12 protein-coding genes and 1 pseudogene are annotated in these 19066 nt (G+C 40.5%); 4 read left to right on the forward strand and 9 right to left on the reverse strand.

Annotation, left to right across the window (positions count from 1 at the left end):
- Positions 1 to 274: 274 nt before the first annotated feature.
- Complete coding sequence (locus tag N3I35_01745; protein MCX8128805.1) at positions 275 to 4474, forward strand: S8 family serine peptidase; 4200 nt, start codon at positions 275 to 277, stop codon at positions 4472 to 4474.
- Between the two features lie 38 nt (positions 4475 to 4512).
- The gene (locus N3I35_01750; GenBank protein MCX8128806.1) at positions 4513 to 8400 is read left to right on the forward strand and encodes a M6 family metalloprotease domain-containing protein; all 3888 of its coding nucleotides are present in this window, start codon (positions 4513 to 4515) and stop codon (positions 8398 to 8400) included.
- 100 nt (positions 8401 to 8500) lie between these two features.
- On the opposite strand, the gene N3I35_01755 is transcribed toward N3I35_01750, so the two are convergent.
- Complete coding sequence (locus N3I35_01755) at positions 8501 to 8698, reverse strand: cold-shock protein (GenBank protein ID MCX8128807.1); 198 nt, start codon at positions 8696 to 8698, stop codon at positions 8501 to 8503.
- A gap of 344 nt (positions 8699 to 9042) precedes the next feature.
- Here N3I35_01755 and N3I35_01760 point away from each other — a divergent pair, with 344 nt between their 5' ends.
- Together N3I35_01760 and N3I35_01765 are read left to right on the forward strand one after the other, a co-directional pair.
- Positions 9043 to 10680 (forward strand): DEAD/DEAH box helicase, encoded by a 1638-nt coding sequence (locus N3I35_01760; GenBank protein MCX8128808.1) that lies wholly within the window; start codon positions 9043 to 9045, stop codon positions 10678 to 10680.
- Between the two features lie 77 nt (positions 10681 to 10757).
- On the forward strand, positions 10758 to 11747 hold the full coding sequence (locus N3I35_01765; protein MCX8128809.1) for a hypothetical protein: 990 nt from the start codon (positions 10758 to 10760) through the stop codon (positions 11745 to 11747).
- A 91-nt stretch (positions 11748 to 11838) separates the two neighbouring features.
- Here N3I35_01765 and N3I35_01770 read toward each other — a convergent pair whose 3' ends face one another.
- The 8 genes and pseudogenes from N3I35_01770 to N3I35_01805 form a co-directional block, all read right to left on the reverse strand.
- A complete protein-coding gene (locus N3I35_01770) occupies positions 11839 to 12735 on the reverse strand; it encodes a chemotaxis protein CheX (protein ID MCX8128810.1) in 897 nt (298 codons plus the stop codon).
- A 7-nt stretch (positions 12736 to 12742) separates the two neighbouring features.
- Positions 12743 to 13120, reverse strand: coding sequence for a response regulator (locus N3I35_01775; GenBank protein MCX8128811.1), 378 nt, complete (start codon positions 13118 to 13120; stop codon positions 12743 to 12745).
- A gap of 106 nt (positions 13121 to 13226) precedes the next feature.
- Entirely contained in the window at positions 13227 to 15620 is a 2394-nt protein-coding gene (gene secA2, locus N3I35_01780; GenBank protein ID MCX8128812.1) for an accessory Sec system translocase SecA2, read from the reverse strand.
- 120 nt (positions 15621 to 15740) lie between these two features.
- Entirely contained in the window at positions 15741 to 16070 is a 330-nt protein-coding gene (locus tag N3I35_01785) for a hypothetical protein (protein ID MCX8128813.1), read from the reverse strand.
- A 124-nt stretch (positions 16071 to 16194) separates the two neighbouring features.
- Positions 16195 to 16866: a deoxyribose-phosphate aldolase gene (gene deoC / locus N3I35_01790; GenBank protein MCX8128814.1), complete on the reverse strand. Its 672-nt coding sequence runs from the start codon at positions 16864 to 16866 to the stop codon at positions 16195 to 16197.
- A 164-nt stretch (positions 16867 to 17030) separates the two neighbouring features.
- Positions 17031 to 17666: pseudogene (locus N3I35_01795) on the reverse strand (ATP-binding cassette domain-containing protein).
- Between the two features lie 84 nt (positions 17667 to 17750).
- Positions 17751 to 17999 (reverse strand): hypothetical protein, encoded by a 249-nt coding sequence (locus N3I35_01800; protein ID MCX8128815.1) that lies wholly within the window; start codon positions 17997 to 17999, stop codon positions 17751 to 17753.
- A gap of 123 nt (positions 18000 to 18122) precedes the next feature.
- Positions 18123 to 19022, reverse strand: a complete 900-nt coding sequence (locus N3I35_01805) for a phosphatidylserine decarboxylase (protein MCX8128816.1) — start codon at positions 19020 to 19022, stop codon at positions 18123 to 18125.
- Between the last annotated feature and the right edge of the window lie 44 nt (positions 19023 to 19066).

A 19066-nucleotide genomic window follows, 5' to 3' on the forward strand; every position in this document is an offset into this window, starting at 1 on the left:
TATAAGCAAGTAACGGGCTTGAACCAGCCTACTTAGAATTTTACCCATTCTACATAAAATTTGTCAGGTTTTAGTCAGATTATGGTGAAATATTACTACATTTGTGATATAATAGTAATAATTAATAAACACCATTTCATAAAAATTACGCTTTCAGTATTTATATGTCATGTCTTAATAACCTGAAAAACATTATTAACCAAATATTTATTCATTATTATCAAATTTATAGCTGCCTAATAGTGGTATTTCATTAATAAAAGGAGTGCATTGTATGAATTTTCATTTTTCCAGCAGAAGCACTAAAACTATTTCCCTTTTAACATTGGTAATATTTCTTGCCCTGATATGCAGTCCGGTAAAACTTTCATCCGCTGCCGATTCAAACACCGGTGAGGAGCTGGTTTTGAAACTGGCACCCAACAAAAGCATCAGCCAGGTTGTGACAAAATACAAGGTTACCGTTGCAGAAACCATCAAGGAACTTGGTATTTATAAAGTCAAGCTTCCCAGGGATGCTAAAAAGGAGGATATTCTGAACAGCTTAAAATCAGACCCTCTTGTTCAGCATTGCCAGCCAAACTATAAATATGCTGCAAGTTCCGAGGCAGAGTACGAGCCAAACGATCCGGATTATGACCTTCAGTGGGGTCTTCCTAAAATCAAAGCAAATCAGGCCTGGGATGCCGCCAGGGAAAAAAGCACGGTAACTCTGGCAGTTTTGGACACCGGGGTGAATACAAGCCACCCGGATCTGGCAGGAAGGTTTGTCAGCGGGTATAATACGATTTCCAACAGTGCAAATGTAAGCGATGATAATGGACATGGCACACATGTTGCCGGTATTGCTGCTGCTATAAGGAATAACAGTAAAGGAATAGCGGGAGTCTCAAATAAAATCTCCATAATGCCGATCAAAGTTCTGGATTCCACAGGTTCCGGCTATACCACAGATATTTGCGAGGGTATAGTATGGGCTGCCAACCGGGGAGCAAAAATAATCAACCTTAGTATGTCTGCTCCCGGTAAGGATGAATTCCTGCAAAGTGCTATCGACTATGCATATGATAAAGGAGCAATAATTGTAGCTGCAGCGGGCAATTCAAATACGGACACGGCTTACTATCCTGCTGCCCTGAATAATGTCATTGCAGTTTCCTCTTTGGATACCTCAGGCTTTAAGGCCTATTCATCAAATTACGGTACATATATCGATCTGACTGCACCGGGAGTCAATATCTACAGTACAGCCTCAGACGGAAAATACGGCTATATGTCGGGAACATCCATGGCAGCATCTTTCGTATCTGCCGCAGCTGCTTACTTGTGGAGCCTTGACAACACATTAACCGCTGAAAAAGTCGAGCAGACATTGAAGGACTCTGCCACCGACATGGGATATTCAGGGAAAGACACCTATTACGGATACGGTCTTATAAATTTGCGTAAAGCTGTACAAGCTTATGCCGTAAATCCTGCTCCACCCGATGCGCCTGCTCAAAATCAGGATGCGGGACAAAATCAGAACAATAATTCAAGCCAGACTCAGAATCCTGTAGAAATTCCAAGTCCGGCTCCGGCCATAGATCCAAATCAGAATACTCAACAGACTCAGAATACAGGCACTACTCAAAAAAAATACGCAAACATAATATACTACTTATCCGAAGATGCCAGTGTTACAATACAAATATTTGATTGTCTGGGCAAACTTATAAGAGTTATTGAAAAAGATGCTTTTAAACCCGCAGGAATCAACTCATGCCAATGGGATGGTAAAGACTCCTACGGCACCCCTGTCAGAGATGGTGTATATACCTATAAAATCGAAGCGGTTGACAGTGCAGGTCATTGGTCTACACCTGCGTCAGGTACTATAATAGTTGAGCGGTATAACCCTTCAATTACACAGGTAAATGATTACCCTGATCCGATAAACCCTCAGAAAGGTATGACAAGCACAATCAGCTATACCCTTTCAGAAAATGCAAATGTTACTATAGATATATATGATAACAATCTAAACCCGGTAAAAAACCTCATAAATACTTATGTGTTTTTCGGTACATCCAAAGCAGTCTGGGATGGAACCAACAATAGCGGCCTGCCGGTAAAAGACGGTTTATACCGGTATGAAATAAATGCAACCGACTCATTTGGCAAAAAAGCAGAAAAGGTTACAGGAACTATAACAGTGGAATTGACAGAAGCAAAAAGGCCTCCTCTAATCAGCAATAATGTAGAAAATCCGAATCCATATACTCCAGGCGGTATTGAGACTATGGCTATTACATATATACTATCAAAAGATGCCAGGGTAAATCTTTCTATAATAAACAATTCAGGATCTACCGTAAGAGTTCTGGAAAACAGTACACAGAAAAAAGCCGGCAGCTCTTCATCGATATGGGATGGTAAAGATTCTACAGGCAAAACAGTTCCGGCAGGAGATTACATCTACAGGATATATGCCGTAGACTCTGATGGTATGATGTCAAATACTGTAGAAGGAAAAATTATTGTAACTGAAACAGTATTCAAGATAACTCTTATGGGAGATAAACCCGACCCCTTCCTGCCTGATGGTACTAGCTACAATACTATTGAATACGCCATATCCCGGCAGGCGGATGTAAAAATCAGCATATCCGACAGCAGTGGCTCCCTGATTGATACAATTTTCAGCGGACGCGTGACAGAAGGTACCAATAAAGCTCTTTGGTACGGTAAAAACTCATCCGGGAAAGTTGTTCCCGACGGAAAATATACATATAGGATCACTGCCACTGACCTTTCCGGAGTAACAGCCTCCCCTGTCACAGGTGATATTATAGTAGCCTCCGGAAATAAGCCTTTGTTGTCATCCGTTAGCGACTCTCCGGACCCATTCATTCCGGCAAGCGGTAGTAAAAGCAATATTTCTTATACACTGAGTGAAACTGCTGTTGTGAGTATCAAGATCCAGGACAGTAAGGGAACTTTGATAAGAACCCTCATAAACAGTACAGTCAGTCAGGGTAATAACCAGGCTATATGGGATGGGAAGGACAATACCGGTAAAACAGTCGTAAGAGGGTTGTACATTTACACCATAGATGCGACAGCGGGTCTCAGTAAAAGGCATGAGCAGCAGACAGGTACAATTACGGTTACAGATAATACTTCAACACTTGCAATAAGCAATTTCAGTGCTGATCCGAACCCATTCCATCCGAATGGCAGTAATAGTACGACTATCTCGTATAAATTATCTGCTGACGCCAAAGTCACAACTACTATCATAGATGCAGCCGGTACAGTAATAAAGGTATTGGAAAGCAATATTCAGAAAGCATCAGGGATTAGTTATACGGAGTGGGATGCAAAAAATTCGGCAGGCAAGCTGGCAGCTATAGGCAAGTATAAGTGTGAGATAAATGCAACAGGTGTTTCAGGTGAACAAGCTTCCATTACAGGAGAAATCTCTGTGCAGTATTCACTGCCTACGATCACCTCTGTTGTCGATTTGCCGGACCCGTTTTCTCCGCCTGTAGCAAAATCGCTCAACATCTCCTTTGTTCTCTCTAAGGATGCTGCCGTAGTACTGAAGGTATATGACCTTGCCGGTAATCCTGTCAGAACATTGATCAATGGGGCTCTAAAATCAGGGGCGAATTTTGTTTTGTGGGATGGGAAAGATTCAAGCGGTAATTTCGTGAGGGATGGAGGTTATTATTCCTACAGGATTGATGCAACAGATAATCTTGGAAACAAAGCCCCGACTTTTGTCGGCGTATTCACCATCGATTCGGTTCCACCCGGTATAGCGATGGAAGCCCCAAGTCCAAATCCGTTTGTCGTATCAGGCGGCAACTCAGTATTTACTTCATATACACTTACAGAGTCTTCAAAGGTAAAAATTGAAGTGTATGATTCAACAAACAGGGTTATAAAGGTTTTGGAAGACAATACCTTAAAAACATCAAGCAGGCAGAATATTTTATGGAACGGCAGAGATACAGAAGGAAACATCGTTTCAGAGGGTATATATAGAATTCAGGTAACCGCAGTTGATGAGGCCGGCAACAACTCCAAGCCGGTATCAGTAACCGTTACAGTAAAACATAAAGGCCCTGTAATCACATGGTTTGATGATAATCCCGACCCTTTTGGGGCGGATGGAAAGGTATGCAGTACAATCAACTACTCCATTTCAAAAAAATCAAAGGTTACGATAAAGATATATGACAGCAGCAATACACTTGTAAAAACCCTGATGGATCAGCAGATAACCATAGGCGGCTCAGCTTCATGGGATGGTACAAACGACTCAGGTGATATTGTCCCAAGTGGAACTTACACCTATAAAATTGATGCAGTAGACGAATATGGTAATAAGGCAGAACAAAAAACAGGTACTGTCACCGTAGACTCAAGTGCACCCGAGCTCAGCAACGGAAGTGCAGACCCCAACCCATTCATCCCCACAGAATAACAGCAAAAACCTATAAATACATATGTGAGGTATAGCTTATGAAACATATTATGAAAAGCATATTTAAAACTACATTACTGCTCTTGGTTTACATGCTGTTTTTCAGACAGACAGTCACTGCCGCGCCTGCAGCCCCCATTGAGAGCAATTTTGTACAGCCTTCTGGAGAAAGTTTCAAGGCTTCTCTGGGTGGTGATGAATGGCTGAACTGGGCAGTATCCAAAGATGAGGATGTTTTAGTGCAGGATACGGACGGCTATTGGAAATACGCGGAAGTATCAGGAGATAAACTTAAGCCCGGTAAAAACAAATACAAAATTCACCAAAAACCAAAGAACATAATAAAAAAGAGTGATCTTATAAAGAAAATAAAAGATAAAAAGATCAAGAAATCCGGCAATGCATCTACCGCGCTTCTGTCTTCTTCATCCGGCGGTACTGCTTCAAATACGGTATCATCCGGCAGTTCATCAGCTATGCAACCGTCAGCCGGAATCAGTCAGACAAGAAAAATAGTCCTGCTTCTGATAGAGTTTTCGAATATTAGTATAAAGTATTCCGAAGCTGACTGGTACAACAGGATTTTCAATACCACTGGCAATTCTGTAAATAATTATTATAGTGAAGTATCAAATGGCATATTTCAATTTTCTCCTGTTAATGAAAGCTATGGTACAGCCAATAATGGCGTAATCAGAGTAAAACTTAACTACCTTCACCCAAACACAGGCTCAAATACAGGTTCTGCAAATCAGAAGATTGTAATGGATGCACTGGTTGCAGCAGATCCAAGCATAAACTATTCCAGCTTTGATACCAATAACGATGGAATAATAACTGACAGTGAGTTACTCATAGTTACTGTAGTTGCCGGAAATGAAGCTGCCACCGGTGGCCCAAGTCCAAGTATCTGGGCTCACAAATGGGGTTTCTCGCTATCCACAAAACTAGACGGTAAGTCTTTTGGCAGTTGGAAAGGTTATACCCAACAAAGCGAGCTTCAGTATTCAAACATGGCTACGATAGGGGTTTTATGCCATGAATTGGGACATGACCTGGGATTGCCTGATTTGTATGACTACGACTCCAGTTCTCAAGGCGTAGGGATACATAGCTTGATGGCCGGCGGCAGTTGGGGAAGAGTCGCGGGCACATCAGATTATCCGCCCGGTTCATCACCTACACACATGGACGCATGGTGCAAAGCATACCTTGGATTTGTAACTCCTCAGATTGTGGAATCTCCAGGAAATTATACGGTGAATTCCTTCGACACAGGAAAGTATAGCGTATTAAAGATACCTACATCAAATCCCAAGGAATATTTCTTAATCGAAAACAGACAGCTAAAAGGATATGATAAGGCTCTTTCTCCCCTATATGTCGGTCCTTCTGTTCCAAGCGGAGGTCTGGCAATATGGCATATAGACGAATCCATTTCATTCTACCGCTGCAATGACAATGAGCTTCACAAAATGGTCGACCTGGAAGAAGCAAATGAAGGCAAGCTTGGTTACAGCCAGTTGGATAAAAGGCTATCCGGCTCATATGACCATTACTTTTACACTGGCAGCTTTACAACCTTCAGTCCCACCACAGTTCCCGGCAGCAACCAGTATAACGGTACAAAGACAAATATTACAGCTACTGTAACATCACCCTGTTCAAGTATTATGACTGTCAATATAACAAAGCCTGTAATACTGATACCAAAGGGAGCATTGGAAGCTCCGGCAACCGGAGCCACAGTAAAAAGGACAAGCAGCATCAGCGGCTGGTTCCTGGATTCAGATGGCGTAATGAGAATAGACGTGCTGGTTGACGGGGTAGTAAAGGGCCAGGCAGTGTACGGTGATGCCCGTGCTGATATCTCAAGCAAATACCCTGAATATAATAACACAAATTGCGGCTTCCATTATGACCTCGACGTATCAAACCTCAGTGAGGGCAGACATGTCCTGACAATACAGGAAGTCTCGAAATCAGGAGTTAAAAACTCCCTGCCTTCCATAGAGATAATTGTAGAAAACATGGCTAAAACGACAATATCATATACATTATCGGAAAATGCATATGTCACAGTTCAGATATACAATAGTGAAGGTATTCTTATAAGGACACTTGAAAACAAGGTATATAGAAATACCGGAATAAACTCCGCTAAATGGGATGGAAGAGATTCTTCAAACAAGCTGGTCGACGATGGTGTCTATACATATAAAATCACGGCTACTGATACATCCGGCCTGGTATCCAAGCCTTTGACAGGTACTATAACAATAAAGCGGGCTCCCTACATAAAATCCATAACCCATACACCTGAGCCTTTTAACCCCGATGGTTCAAACAAAGCTGTTATAAAATATGTAATATCCGAAATTTCTAAAGTCACATTCAGTGTTTATGACCGGAACGGCATATTGATATTCAGCAGGGAAAACATATCTGCTTCTATGGGAGAGAACTCATATGAGTGGGATGGCAGGGATAATACCGGAAAAATAGTTTCATCAGGTGCATACACATATAAAGTTACACCTGTTGATTCAAACGGAAATAAGACTTTAGGACTGTCAGGTACTATCACAGTACTTGTAGACAATACTCCTCCTGTTATCAGTTCAGATACAGTAAGGGTGAACCCGTTCAATATTGCTATGCTTGATCAGGATTCCGTACGCATTAACTATAACCTGTCAGAAAACGCAAAAGTTACGGTTAAGATTTTCGACAGCAATGGGACACTGGTACGTTTGGTAGAAAACAGCCTTGATAAGGCTGCCGGTTCCAATTATGTTTACTGGGATTGTAAGGATGAATCTCAAAAGATAGTAAAAGACGGGGATTACAAATACACTCTGCAGGCTGTTGACTCCGCAGGTAATTCATCAGCTCCCGTATCGGGTATTATTATGATCAGAAGCGCTCTGACTATAAGTTCCGTTTCCGTCACCCCAAATCCTTACTCGCCGGGAGGTGGCAATGTATTATCCATTTCTTATGCTGTATCAGAACCAGCAAGGAGTAAAATAACCATAGGCAGGATAGGAGCCTATACTGTTTTCGAAAAAGTTACCGAAAACAGCACAGGAACTGTAACATTGAGCTGGGACGGTAAGAATAGTACTGGAAGCATAGTACCCGATGGTGAATATTACTATGAAATAACTGCTGTAAAACCGGATGGTACATATGCAAAATCCATATTAGGTACTTTGATGATAACCTCGAAAGCAGTTATCGGTCAAAAGCCTGTAATCGACCTGAATACTTTTAATCCTAATCCATTTGACCCTACAGACAGCAATACGGCAGAAATATCTTACCGACTATCCGAATCTTGCAGTGTAACGATAAATATTATGGATAGTTCAAATGCTGTGATCAGAGTTCTGGAAGCCAATACACAGAAATCTGCCGGTGTGAATTCGATAATATGGGACGGAAAAAGCTCAAATGGAACAACTATACCGGATGGTAATTACACCTATAATATTACAGCTGTAGATAACGAAGGACAGTCCGGATCGTGCTCAGGTAGTTTTGTTGTAAAACGCTATCCGATTTCCATAACCTCGGTAAGCGATTCACCAGACCCGTTCATTCCTAACGGTTCAAACAAGACAGCTATAAGATTTACCTTATCAAAAAACGCATCGGCTGTAATCAGAATATATGATAAAAACAATGCGCTGGTAAAGACTTTTACAATAAACGCCGCAGTAAAAGGTGAAAACATAATTTATTGGGATGGAAAGACTGAATCAGGTAATGCGGTAAAAGACGGTTCATATACATATACAATAGACGCTGAAGATTCCCAGGGTAACAAGTCAAACCAGGTAAAGGGCACAATCAGTATAGATGCGACACCACCTTCAATCTATCAGCATTATGTGGAACCTCCTGTAATTGAACCAGACTGAAATATTAACTTAACTCGTATTATAAGATTTTTCAGTAAGAGTAAGGTACCCAAGAATCAGGGTGCCTTACTCTTACTGTCAGATGAAAAATTATATGCTGTTAATATGGAACTACGTTTGCTGCCTGAGGCCCTCTCTGTCCGTTTTCCAGGTCAAATTGTACCCTCTGCCCTTCTTGAAGAGATTTGTAACCATCTATCTTTATTGCGGAGAAATGTACAAATACGTCATCTCCACCTTCTCTTTCAATAAATCCAAAACCTTTTTCCGCATTAAACCATTTTACTGTGCCTACCATTAAAAACTACACCTCCAGAAATTTTTATCTAACAACACCTAATATATATTATGTTAACACTTATCATTTTTATACTTAAATATTTCTGTGTATCTGTGAAAATTCTGGATAGCTGATGCTATCAGGACTTATTTCCCATTTTGAACATTGTATTTATTTTACATATCGCGTATAATCATATGAGCAACAGTTTTAATCAACCTGCATACTTTACATTTTAAAATATCTTAAGAAGTATTATTAACAATTTATATTTAGTAAATAATAATTTTTAGATAAAGATAAATATCATAATCTGTTGACTAAACTGATTGTAAAAAAAGTAATAGGAAAAGGAAGTAATAATGGAAAACTTGATTTTTAAAGATCTAAATTTATCCGAAGAAATACAAAAAGCACTATCCGATATGGGATTTGAAGAAGCAACACCCATACAATCCAAATCAATACCGCATATACTTGACGGAGTTGATGTTATCGGACAGGCGCAGACAGGAACCGGAAAAACCTGTGCATTCGGGATACCTGCGATAGAAAAAATAGACCATGAGATTGAAGGTATACAGGTATTGGTTCTATGCCCAACAAGGGAACTTGCCATACAGATCTCTGAAGAGCTAAAAAGCGTATCAAAATATAAAAAAGGTATTGGCATATTGCCTGTATATGGCGGACAACCCATAGACCGGCAGATTTCAGCCCTAAAAAAACGTCCTCAGATAATTATCGGAACACCGGGTCGTATAATGGATCATATGAGACGCCGTACTTTAAAGCTGGCAAATCTTAAAATGATTATCCTTGATGAAGCTGATGAAATGCTAAACATGGGCTTTCGCGAGGATATCGATACTATTCTGGGAAAAATACCCGAAGAAAAGCAAACAGTATTTTTCTCAGCTACCATGCCAAGGGAAATCATGGATTTGACTGCCAAGTACCAAAAAAATCCCATTCATATAAAGGCAGCTCACAAAGAATTGACAGTACCTGCCATTGAACAATTCTATCTTGAAGTCAATGAATCCTCAAAATTGGAGATTCTGTCCAGGATTATTGATGCTAGCAATATAAAGCTTTCACTGGTTTTCTGCAATACAAAAAAGCGCGTTGATGAACTAGCTTCCAGCTTACAATCAAGAGGCTATTCTGCTGAAGCCCTCCACGGAGATATGAAACAGGACCAGAGAGACAGGGTAATGGCGAAATTCAGGAAAGGAAATATTGATATTCTCATAGCGACGGATGTGGCTGCCCGCGGAATAGATGTAGATGACGTGGAAGCTGTATTTAATTATGATATACCAAACGATGAAGAGTATTATGTCCACAGAATCGGCAGAACCGGTAGAGCTGGCAGAACCGGCAAAGCCTTTACCTTTGTTGTCGGGCGTGAGATATACAAACTAAGGGATATACAAAAATACACAAAATCCACTGTCAGAATAATGAAGCCGCCTACTTTGACAGACATAGAGGAAAATAAAATAAGTATTCTGCTGGACAAATTAAAAGAATCCATAGCAGCAGGAAATTATTCAAAATATGTTTCATATATAGAAAAAACCCTTGAAGAAGTAAATGCACATGATAACCAGGATAGTTATGTTACATCTCTGGATATAGCCGCCGCTTTACTAAAAATGGTTATAGGCCAAAATGACAACAGAGAAGATATATCTGTTCCGGAAGCCGATGAGGCGGATACCGGTGCTGAGCACGGAATGGTAAGGCTCTTTATTAATGTAGGCAGTAATAATAAAATACAGCCAAGGCATATTATCGAAAGTATCGCCTCTAACACAGGAATACCCGGAAAACTTATCGGTGCAATAGATATTTTTGATAGGTTCACTTTTGTGGAGGTTCCAAGAGAATATGCAACAGAAGTTTTATCTTCCATGAAAAACTATACACTGAAGGGTAAGAGAATAAACATAGAAAAGTCAAATAAAAAGATAAGAGTGAGAAGGAGAGCTTAGCTCTCCTTTTTTGCTTTAACCTTTTTCGCCCTGTTACATATAATATGAACAGAGTAACTTTTATAGGGGAAGCTAAAATGCTTGTTCCACTAAAAATTGCCGGGCTTGCACTGGCAGGAAGAACATTTCTTTCCAAATCAGGATTCAATCCCTTTACAAAGAAAGTCAAAACCTTAACCAAACCCAATTCTCGACCAGTACATACAGGAAACAACCCGATTCCCGCACAAAACCCACTATTAACTCTGGTCAGAGGGTTGTCAGGCTCTTTATCAGGCTTGACGGCATCAATAAGCAAAATAATGAAAAAAACTCCGGGCGAGGACTACAACACCATAATTAAAAGGTTCCTACCGGAAAACCATGAACTTCTGAAACCGCAATACCCGAGAAACTCTGAAAAATACCAGGTTGCTGACTTTGATGATGATTCTGAAAATGAACTGGTAGCCTCATACAGGTTAAACGACGAAATCAGGACAGTTATTCTGAAGAGATATGGCAAACAATGGGCCAAAATAGGCGAGATCAGCAATAAAAATTATGAAAGTTTAAATTATGCAGGCTTTGCAGACATAACCGGTGAGGGCAGAAAGCAGCTGCTGCTTGGCCTAAAAAACAAGGGACAGCCAGGTCAGCTTTACGGCTATTCACTTCAAAACGGAAGCATCAGCACACTATTCACACAAAAATACAACAGATTCGAAATACTGGATTGTACGGACAGTGACAATAGGCTGAAAAAAACCGGGATTAGTATCTGGAATAACGGTCCTGTTCTTGATAATATTGAATTCAAGTATTGGAACGGTTGTGAGCTTGAGCCGGCTGGACCGCAGAATGATTACTATTCCAAAAGAGTGCTTCCTTATTATGCTCAAAAAGCAAAGCAATCACCCCGGAATCCTTCCAATTGGTATAAGCTTGCAGACGCTATGTCAAAAGCGGGATTTCACCGGGATGGTTTGATTGCAGCCGATATAGGAATAGGACTTAACCCTGAAGTTCCTTCAAAAGAAGACTTTTTGCAGCTAAAAGACTCTATAAAAAGCAGCATGAAGCATTGATTGCAGTTCAGAAAAATACCAGCCTGCTGTTTGCTAAGCAAACAACAGGCTGGTTCCATTTTATTTTTACATATTTATTGGTTTATAGTTGTCAAAGGATAACTGGAATAGATTTTGATATGATGAAATCAATCCTTCCAAAAGAGAACTCAACCGGGATGCAAAAAGCTTCGGTAAGCTTTGTCAAATTCTTGCCGCTACTGACATATTGGGGCTCCAGTTCAAGCTCAATATCATCATTTGACATGTTTACAAGAAACAATCCGTTAATAAGGTTTAAAAACTCTCCTACAGCTGCCTGTACATACTCATCATTTTCAGTATAGGCTTCATCAGCATATCTGCCTGCAAAAGCGATAAAGGTTTTTTGATCTGCAGCTATGCATGTATAAAGACTTGCCTCCCCTTTGATTTCCTGAGCAGCCATCCAGTCAAACTTATATTCATTCACTGATATAGGATTAAGTGGTCTGAAATCCGCATCAATAAATCTGATGATATTTCTGATGAGCAGGGCAAAATAGCCTTTATAGACCTTACTTTCATCTGAATTGTCAAAACTATAGAAAGTATTTACTATTTCATCTATATCCTCATTCTGAAGTGAATTGAACTGTTCATTAGTAAGGCTGTAATCTTTCTTATAGTCATCAAGAGCTTCACTGAACTTCTCCAGTGTCATATATCCCTTGTCCACCATTGCCTGCCCTAGGAGTAAGTGTCCTGATTTTTGTGTTGAAAGCAGGACTTTAAGTTTTTCCTCATCCAGAAAGCCCATTTCTATTGCCAACTCGCCGAATTTTTTGTCTACTTTCGCCTGCATGCCGTGTACTGCACTCACATCAGCTGCTGACATATAGCCTGAGTTGACTGCCATTACACCCAGCTTTAGGTGTACATTTTTCTGATAATCCAATGCATCTTTCAATTGCTCAGGGGTGACCAGTTTCTTATTTAAAAGGTAACTGCCAAAAAATTGAGTAAACATCAGATTATCACGCCTCCTTATTATAGTTCAGTACTATATTTCTTATCTGGGCTTCATCAAAGGGCTTTTGTATGAATTCATAAGCTCCTGCCTCAAGTGCTTTTTTCAGGTGTGTTTTGGTTCCTGAAGACGATGCTATTACTACTTTTGCGTTCCCATCAAATTCAAGTATTTCTGTTACTGCTTCTATTCCTCCTTTTACGGGCATTACAATGTCCATAAACACAAGATCCGGCTTATGCTCCTTATATGTATCTACTGCGCTTTGCCCATCTGCTGCTTCCAAAATCTCACTACATCCGCAGGACAGCAGACAATCCTTCAACTTTTTTCTGATAAGGATTGAATCGTCACAGACCAGGACTCTTAAAACACTTGATCCCATAGCATTTCCCCCTTAAATTTAGGTGATAAAAAACAAGAATTCTTTAGAACTGTAGGAATTAATTGTTTACTTTTTGTATAATTATATCACAATTTGTCGTAAATTATCAATTTTTCTGTTTTACTTCTTTTCTAAAAAGCTTCCAGCCTATGGCAGCCAACATCCATATACCTACAGTAAATATATCTGCCGCAGAAACGTTTAGAGCCGGGTTAATTCCAACCTGCTCAGGGCTGTCATTTATCAGGTAGGTCCAGGTAGAAGTAGGTGCCTTCAAGCCTTCCTTATCCATATCTACCCCATCTTCAGTTATCTCCGCTACGGCAAGTTTTCCCGCAATCTCATTTACAATATCCTGCTGGAAATTTCTGAAGGACTCGACTGAAATCTTATTGAACTCATGCACGGGTGTTTTACCTGCTACATTTACCAAATGAATGCTCTCACGGATATAGGACATATAATCCAGGTAATCTGCCCAGCACTTATTGATATAAAAAAGTGTAACCTGCTTTTCCGCCTTTCTAAGAGGCTGCTCTCCCACCCTTTCCAGCAGCAACTGATACCGCTCCTGCAGTAAATCAGGCATCAGCCCTGTATATACCCTGTCACAAAGTACTCCTTGCCTCCATTCATAAACAGACTGCCTTTGCTTTTCCATGATTGATGAATACTTGCTTAAAGTCAGACGGATATCTGTATTTTGACCTTCTATGATCCTTTGAACATTTCCCACACGCTTTTTGATTATTTTATTCTCTATGGGATTTTCCTGATTTTCGGGATATAGAGAAGCCGGAATCAGTTCTTTAAATCTGTAGCGCTTAAACAGGTCATCCTCCAGACTGATAAAAAACCGTGTAGAACCGGGGTCTCCCTGCCGTCCTGCACGTCCTCTCAGCTGGTCATCTATACGGCGGCTTTCATACCTGTTTGTTCCGATTACATATAAACCTCCAAGCCGGACAACTTCTTCCCGGTTCAGTTCCCATGCACCACCAAGCTTAATATCAGTTCCCCTGCCTGCCATATTCGTTGACACAGTGACTGCTCCTATAGCTCCTGCCTGTGCTATAATACCCGCTTCCAGTTCATCATTTTTAGCGTTCAAAACCTGGCATACCACGCCAGATTCTCTTAAGGCTCCGGCAAGTTGCTCCGACTCTTCCACGCTGCATGTGCCTACCAGTATAGGACGCCCTGTACTGTGAACCCTGACGATTTCAGATGTGATAGCCTTAAGTTTTGCTTCCTTATGTGTAAATATCACATCCTCCAAATCCTCCCTTATACAGGGCTTGTTTGTAGGAATAACCAAAACATTCAACCCATAAAACTGCTGGAATTCATTTGCAGATGTAGCTGCAGTGCCTGTCATGCCACAGATTTTCGGATATAGTCTGATAAAATTCTGTAAGGTTATTGACGAAAGGATTTGTCCCTTGGTATCTGAGATAATTCCCTCTTTTGCTTCAATAGCTTCCTGAAGGCCATATGGCCAATGTCTCTTATCCGCAACACGTCCGGTAAATTCGTCAACCAGTTCGATTCTGCCATTGCGCACAATATAATCTACATCACGCTTCAGAAGTACTTCAGCATGCAGTGCATTATTTATATCCACCAAAAGTTTAAGATTTTTTTCGTCATAAAGATTTCCTGCACCCAGTATTGTTTCTACAAGGTTGAGACCCCTATCCGTAAGATATACAGTCCTTTCATACTCTCCTACCTCATAATCGGCATGAGCCTCCAGAGATCTGATTATCTCAGTCATATGGCCCGGCTCAATGTAGTTGTCTGTTTTGCCTGCAATCACTAATGGAATCCGTGCTTCATCTATCAGTATTGAGTCTGCTTCATCTATTACTCCAAAATTGAACGGCCTCAAAACAAGCTCTTTCCGATCTGTACAAAGAAACTCTTTAAGGTAGTCAAAGCCTGCTTCCTTTGCAGTCAGGTAAGTAATATCCTTTTCGTATGCTCTACGCCTTTCCGATAATGACATCCCTTCTCTCACATGCCCAATGGAAAGCCCTAAAAATCCATACAGGGGCCCCATCCATTCAGCATCCCTCTGTGCAAGATAATCATTGAACGTAAGCACATGAACTCCCCTGCCGGAAATAGCGTTCAGATAAACAGGAAGTACTGCTGTAAGAGTTTTTCCTTCTCCTGTCTGCATCTCTACCAGGTTACCGTCATGCATCGCAATTCCTGCTATAACCTGTACATCAAAGTGTTTCATTCCCAGTATTCTGCGCGCCGCTTCTCTGACAAGCGCAAAGGCCGGGATAAGAAGCTCATTCTCACTCAAGCCATTCCGTGCCTGCCGGATTAATTCAAGCGACATATCCCTGAGCTGCGAATCGCTTAATGATTCCAGTCTAAACTCATTTATCTTCTGTAGCCATATTTTATATGGCTCAATATCAAAATCAACGGATCGGTTTCGCAGTTTTCGCGCTATAGATTTAAAACTAACCTTGTTTTTAAGCATAAAAAATCCTCCCTGTGAAATCATAAAGTCCGATAGCACCGTGCATCAATCAATTGCACTCACTACCTGTAGAGCACTAAATACTCCATCTGAGGACAAGCTGATCTAAGCTGTCCAAAACTAAACTGCTTTCACAAGAAGGCTGCGTGATTCTTTGAGAGTATGATAAAAAACCAGAATCATAATACTGATAAAGTAAATGATATCAAGAGTAATAATTGCGGAATTTGATATACGTTTCAGGCAGCATACAACAGACAAGGAAATCACTACTGCATGCAGCACGAACATGAGGAATGCATTAAGAGCGGGAGTCCTTGCTGCCAGACAGCACAAACTACAAGTCATCAGGTTTCCTATAAACTTCTGACTTGAACACCATATCAATGCCATTAACGCTACACCACAGGCAAATATAGAAAATACAGTATTTAAAACTGTCTGCAACATTTTATTTACCTTCCGGATTCCAGAAAATCCATAATTCCATTTATGAAGATTTTAACACTATTGTATATCAAATGCAATATAAAGGAGCATATCTTTTGATATGCCCCTTTATGAAGACCTTATATCAATACCCTTTAAAACTACCTGATTTTTCGTTGCTGACAATGGCTATGGATGCACTGGTACCCAATCTTGTGGCCCCTGCATTCACCATTTTTTCAGCCATAGCATAGTCACGTATACCCGCTGAAGCCTTCACCCCAGTATCTGGTCCGACAGTACGTCTCATGAGTCTGATGTCCTCTTCTGTTGCTCCTCCCGTACTGAATCCAGTTGAGGTTTTTACAAAGTCTGCGCCTGCTTCCTTTGCCAGCAGGCACGCATTAATTTTTTCTTCCTCCGATAGCAAGCAGGTTTCTATAATCACCTTAACTATAGCCTCAGGCTTAGCTGCTTTCACAACTGCCTCGATATCTGCTTTCACATAATTGGTTTTTCCGGATTTGAGAGCACCTATGTTTATAACCATATCAACTTCATTCGCTCCATTATTAACCGCTTCTCTTGTTTCAGCAGCTTTTGCTTCTGAAGTTGTAGCCCCCAAAGGGAATCCGATAACCGTACATACCTTGACAGAAGTCCCTGTCAATTCACTGGCAGCCAGAGTGACATATGACGGATTTACACATACCGATGCAAATCCATATTTCCTAGCCTCGCTGCAAAGCTCTTTTATCTGCTTCTCTGTCGCATCAGGCTTCAGGAGGGTGTGATCAATGATTGAAGCCAGATTAATAGCATTACCGTTTATACTCAATATTTTCACCTGCCCGACTAAAATTATATTTATGTAAGTTCATATCAAAGCCTTACCTTTTTCCATGATCAAAAGGTTCACCTGCTGCCCTGGGAGCTTGCGAAGACTTTGAAAACATAATAAGCGCCACAAGGGTTACTATATACCGTACATCTGTCTGCAACTGCTTTTATCTCCTTGAGCTTGTGAGTAATCAATATTATAGATTTACCCTCACTGACAAGATTTTTCATTATTCTGATAAGCTCCTGAATTTCCTGAGGTGTGAGGACCGCAGTGGGTTCATCAAATATCAGCACCTCTGCATCCCTGTAGAGCATTTTCAGAATCTCGACACGCTGCTGCATACCTACTGATATATTTTCAATCTTTGCATTTGGGTCTACATTCAATCCATACTGTTCCGACAGTTCCTTTATACGTTTTGCTGCCGACTTTGTATCAACAGTGATTCCCTTTTTAGGCTCCATACCAAGAATGATGTTTTCAGTCACAGTAAAGTTGTGTACCAGCTTGAAATGCTGATGCACCATACCAATTCCCAACTTGTTTGCAACATTGGGATTAGATATTTTCACATCTTTTCCACGCATTCTGATACTGCCACCGTCCGGCTGGTAGAGTCCAAAAAGGATGCTCATGAGAGTTGACTTCCCAGCACCGTTTTCTCCTAGCAACGCATGTATCTCTCTCTTTTTTAGCATGAGAGTAATATTATCGTTTGCTACTATACCGGGAAACTCCTTCTGAATATCAAGCATCTCTACAACGAATTCCATCTGGCTTCCCTCCTGCTTTTACTCTAAACAAAAAATAAATATAAAGAAAAAGACGGATTCCCGTCTTTTTCCCAATAAACGAGCTTATTTTATAAGACTGCCCATTTCTGCCGCAACCTTAATATCGCCTGATTGTATCTTTTTAAATACTTCGTCAACCTTTTTAACAACATCATCCGACAGGTTAGGATTTTTTGAAGGAATACCTACGCCATTGTTTTTATCATCGATATATTTATTTCGAGCTTTAAATATTGCAGATGAAAACATATAATCGAGACAAACAACAAATTTAAAACCTACATCATACAGAAACTCCCAAAACTGCTGCAATCAATGTAGATATGACCCTGCCTTTTACCATCTTGATTCCTCCTTTGATGATTATAATACACCTAAAATTCTATCATATCAGTACAACTTTGTCATATGGATAATTGCTAATCACAGGACTTTTTACCTATCTTTATCCATTTTGCCACCTATTACTTCACCGGCCAAAACCCTGGTCTCATAACCAGCTTCTGTCTGCTTAAGGATATCCGCATGAATACGGACCTTGTTTTTCTTAAATAAAACAAGTACCGTTGATCCACCAAACTTGAAATATCCTTTTTCATCACCCTTTTGAACCCTTGCTCCAGAGCTGTATGTCTGAACAATTGAGCCTACAGAAGTAGCTCCTACCTCAACATACAGAATATCCCCGAAATTATCGGAAGCCAGGATGCTGTACTCCCGCTTATTCCGGCAAAAAGCCAGCGGAACGGAACTCAATGCAATAGGGTTTACTGAATAATATGCTCCATTTATCCTTTTACTCCCACTACATACACCTCCATCTATAAAATGGAATCTGTGATAGTCTACAGGACAGAGTCTCAACAGAAGATATGTTCCCCCTTCATATTCAGCGGCAAGCTGTTCATCTCTTATTAAGTCCTTCAGAGTATATGAAAATCCTTTAATCTGAAGCAGTTGATCAATGTTTACATTTTCCCACGCCTTTAGCCTTCCGTCTCCGGGAGAGAGTACAGCACTACCTTCTTTTTGAAATACCCGTGCTTCCGGTTTTAGCCTTCTGGTAAAAAATTCATTAAATGTTTTGAAGTCTTCAGCTTTGTCAGCGCATTCCGACATGTCTATCTCAAAGTCTCTTATAAATGACTTGACTTTAGAAGCGCTTAGCCTGCTGTCGCATATGGCCCCTGTCAGGGCTGAGTAAAATTTCCTTTTAATAAGCAGCTCCAAGCCCAACCTGCCGGTTCTAGTGCCATAAAGAGCATTGAGCAGACCTCCTCCGGCCACCTTTTCCATCTCATATTCCTTAGTCTTTCTGTTAAATATTTTTATCATATAAATATTCCTTCTAAAACTATATAGTAGTAATATGTCAAAAA

This window comes from Clostridia bacterium (genome assembly GCA_026414765.1).
Classification (GTDB): Bacteria; Bacillota; Clostridia; order Acetivibrionales; family DSM-27016; genus SKW86.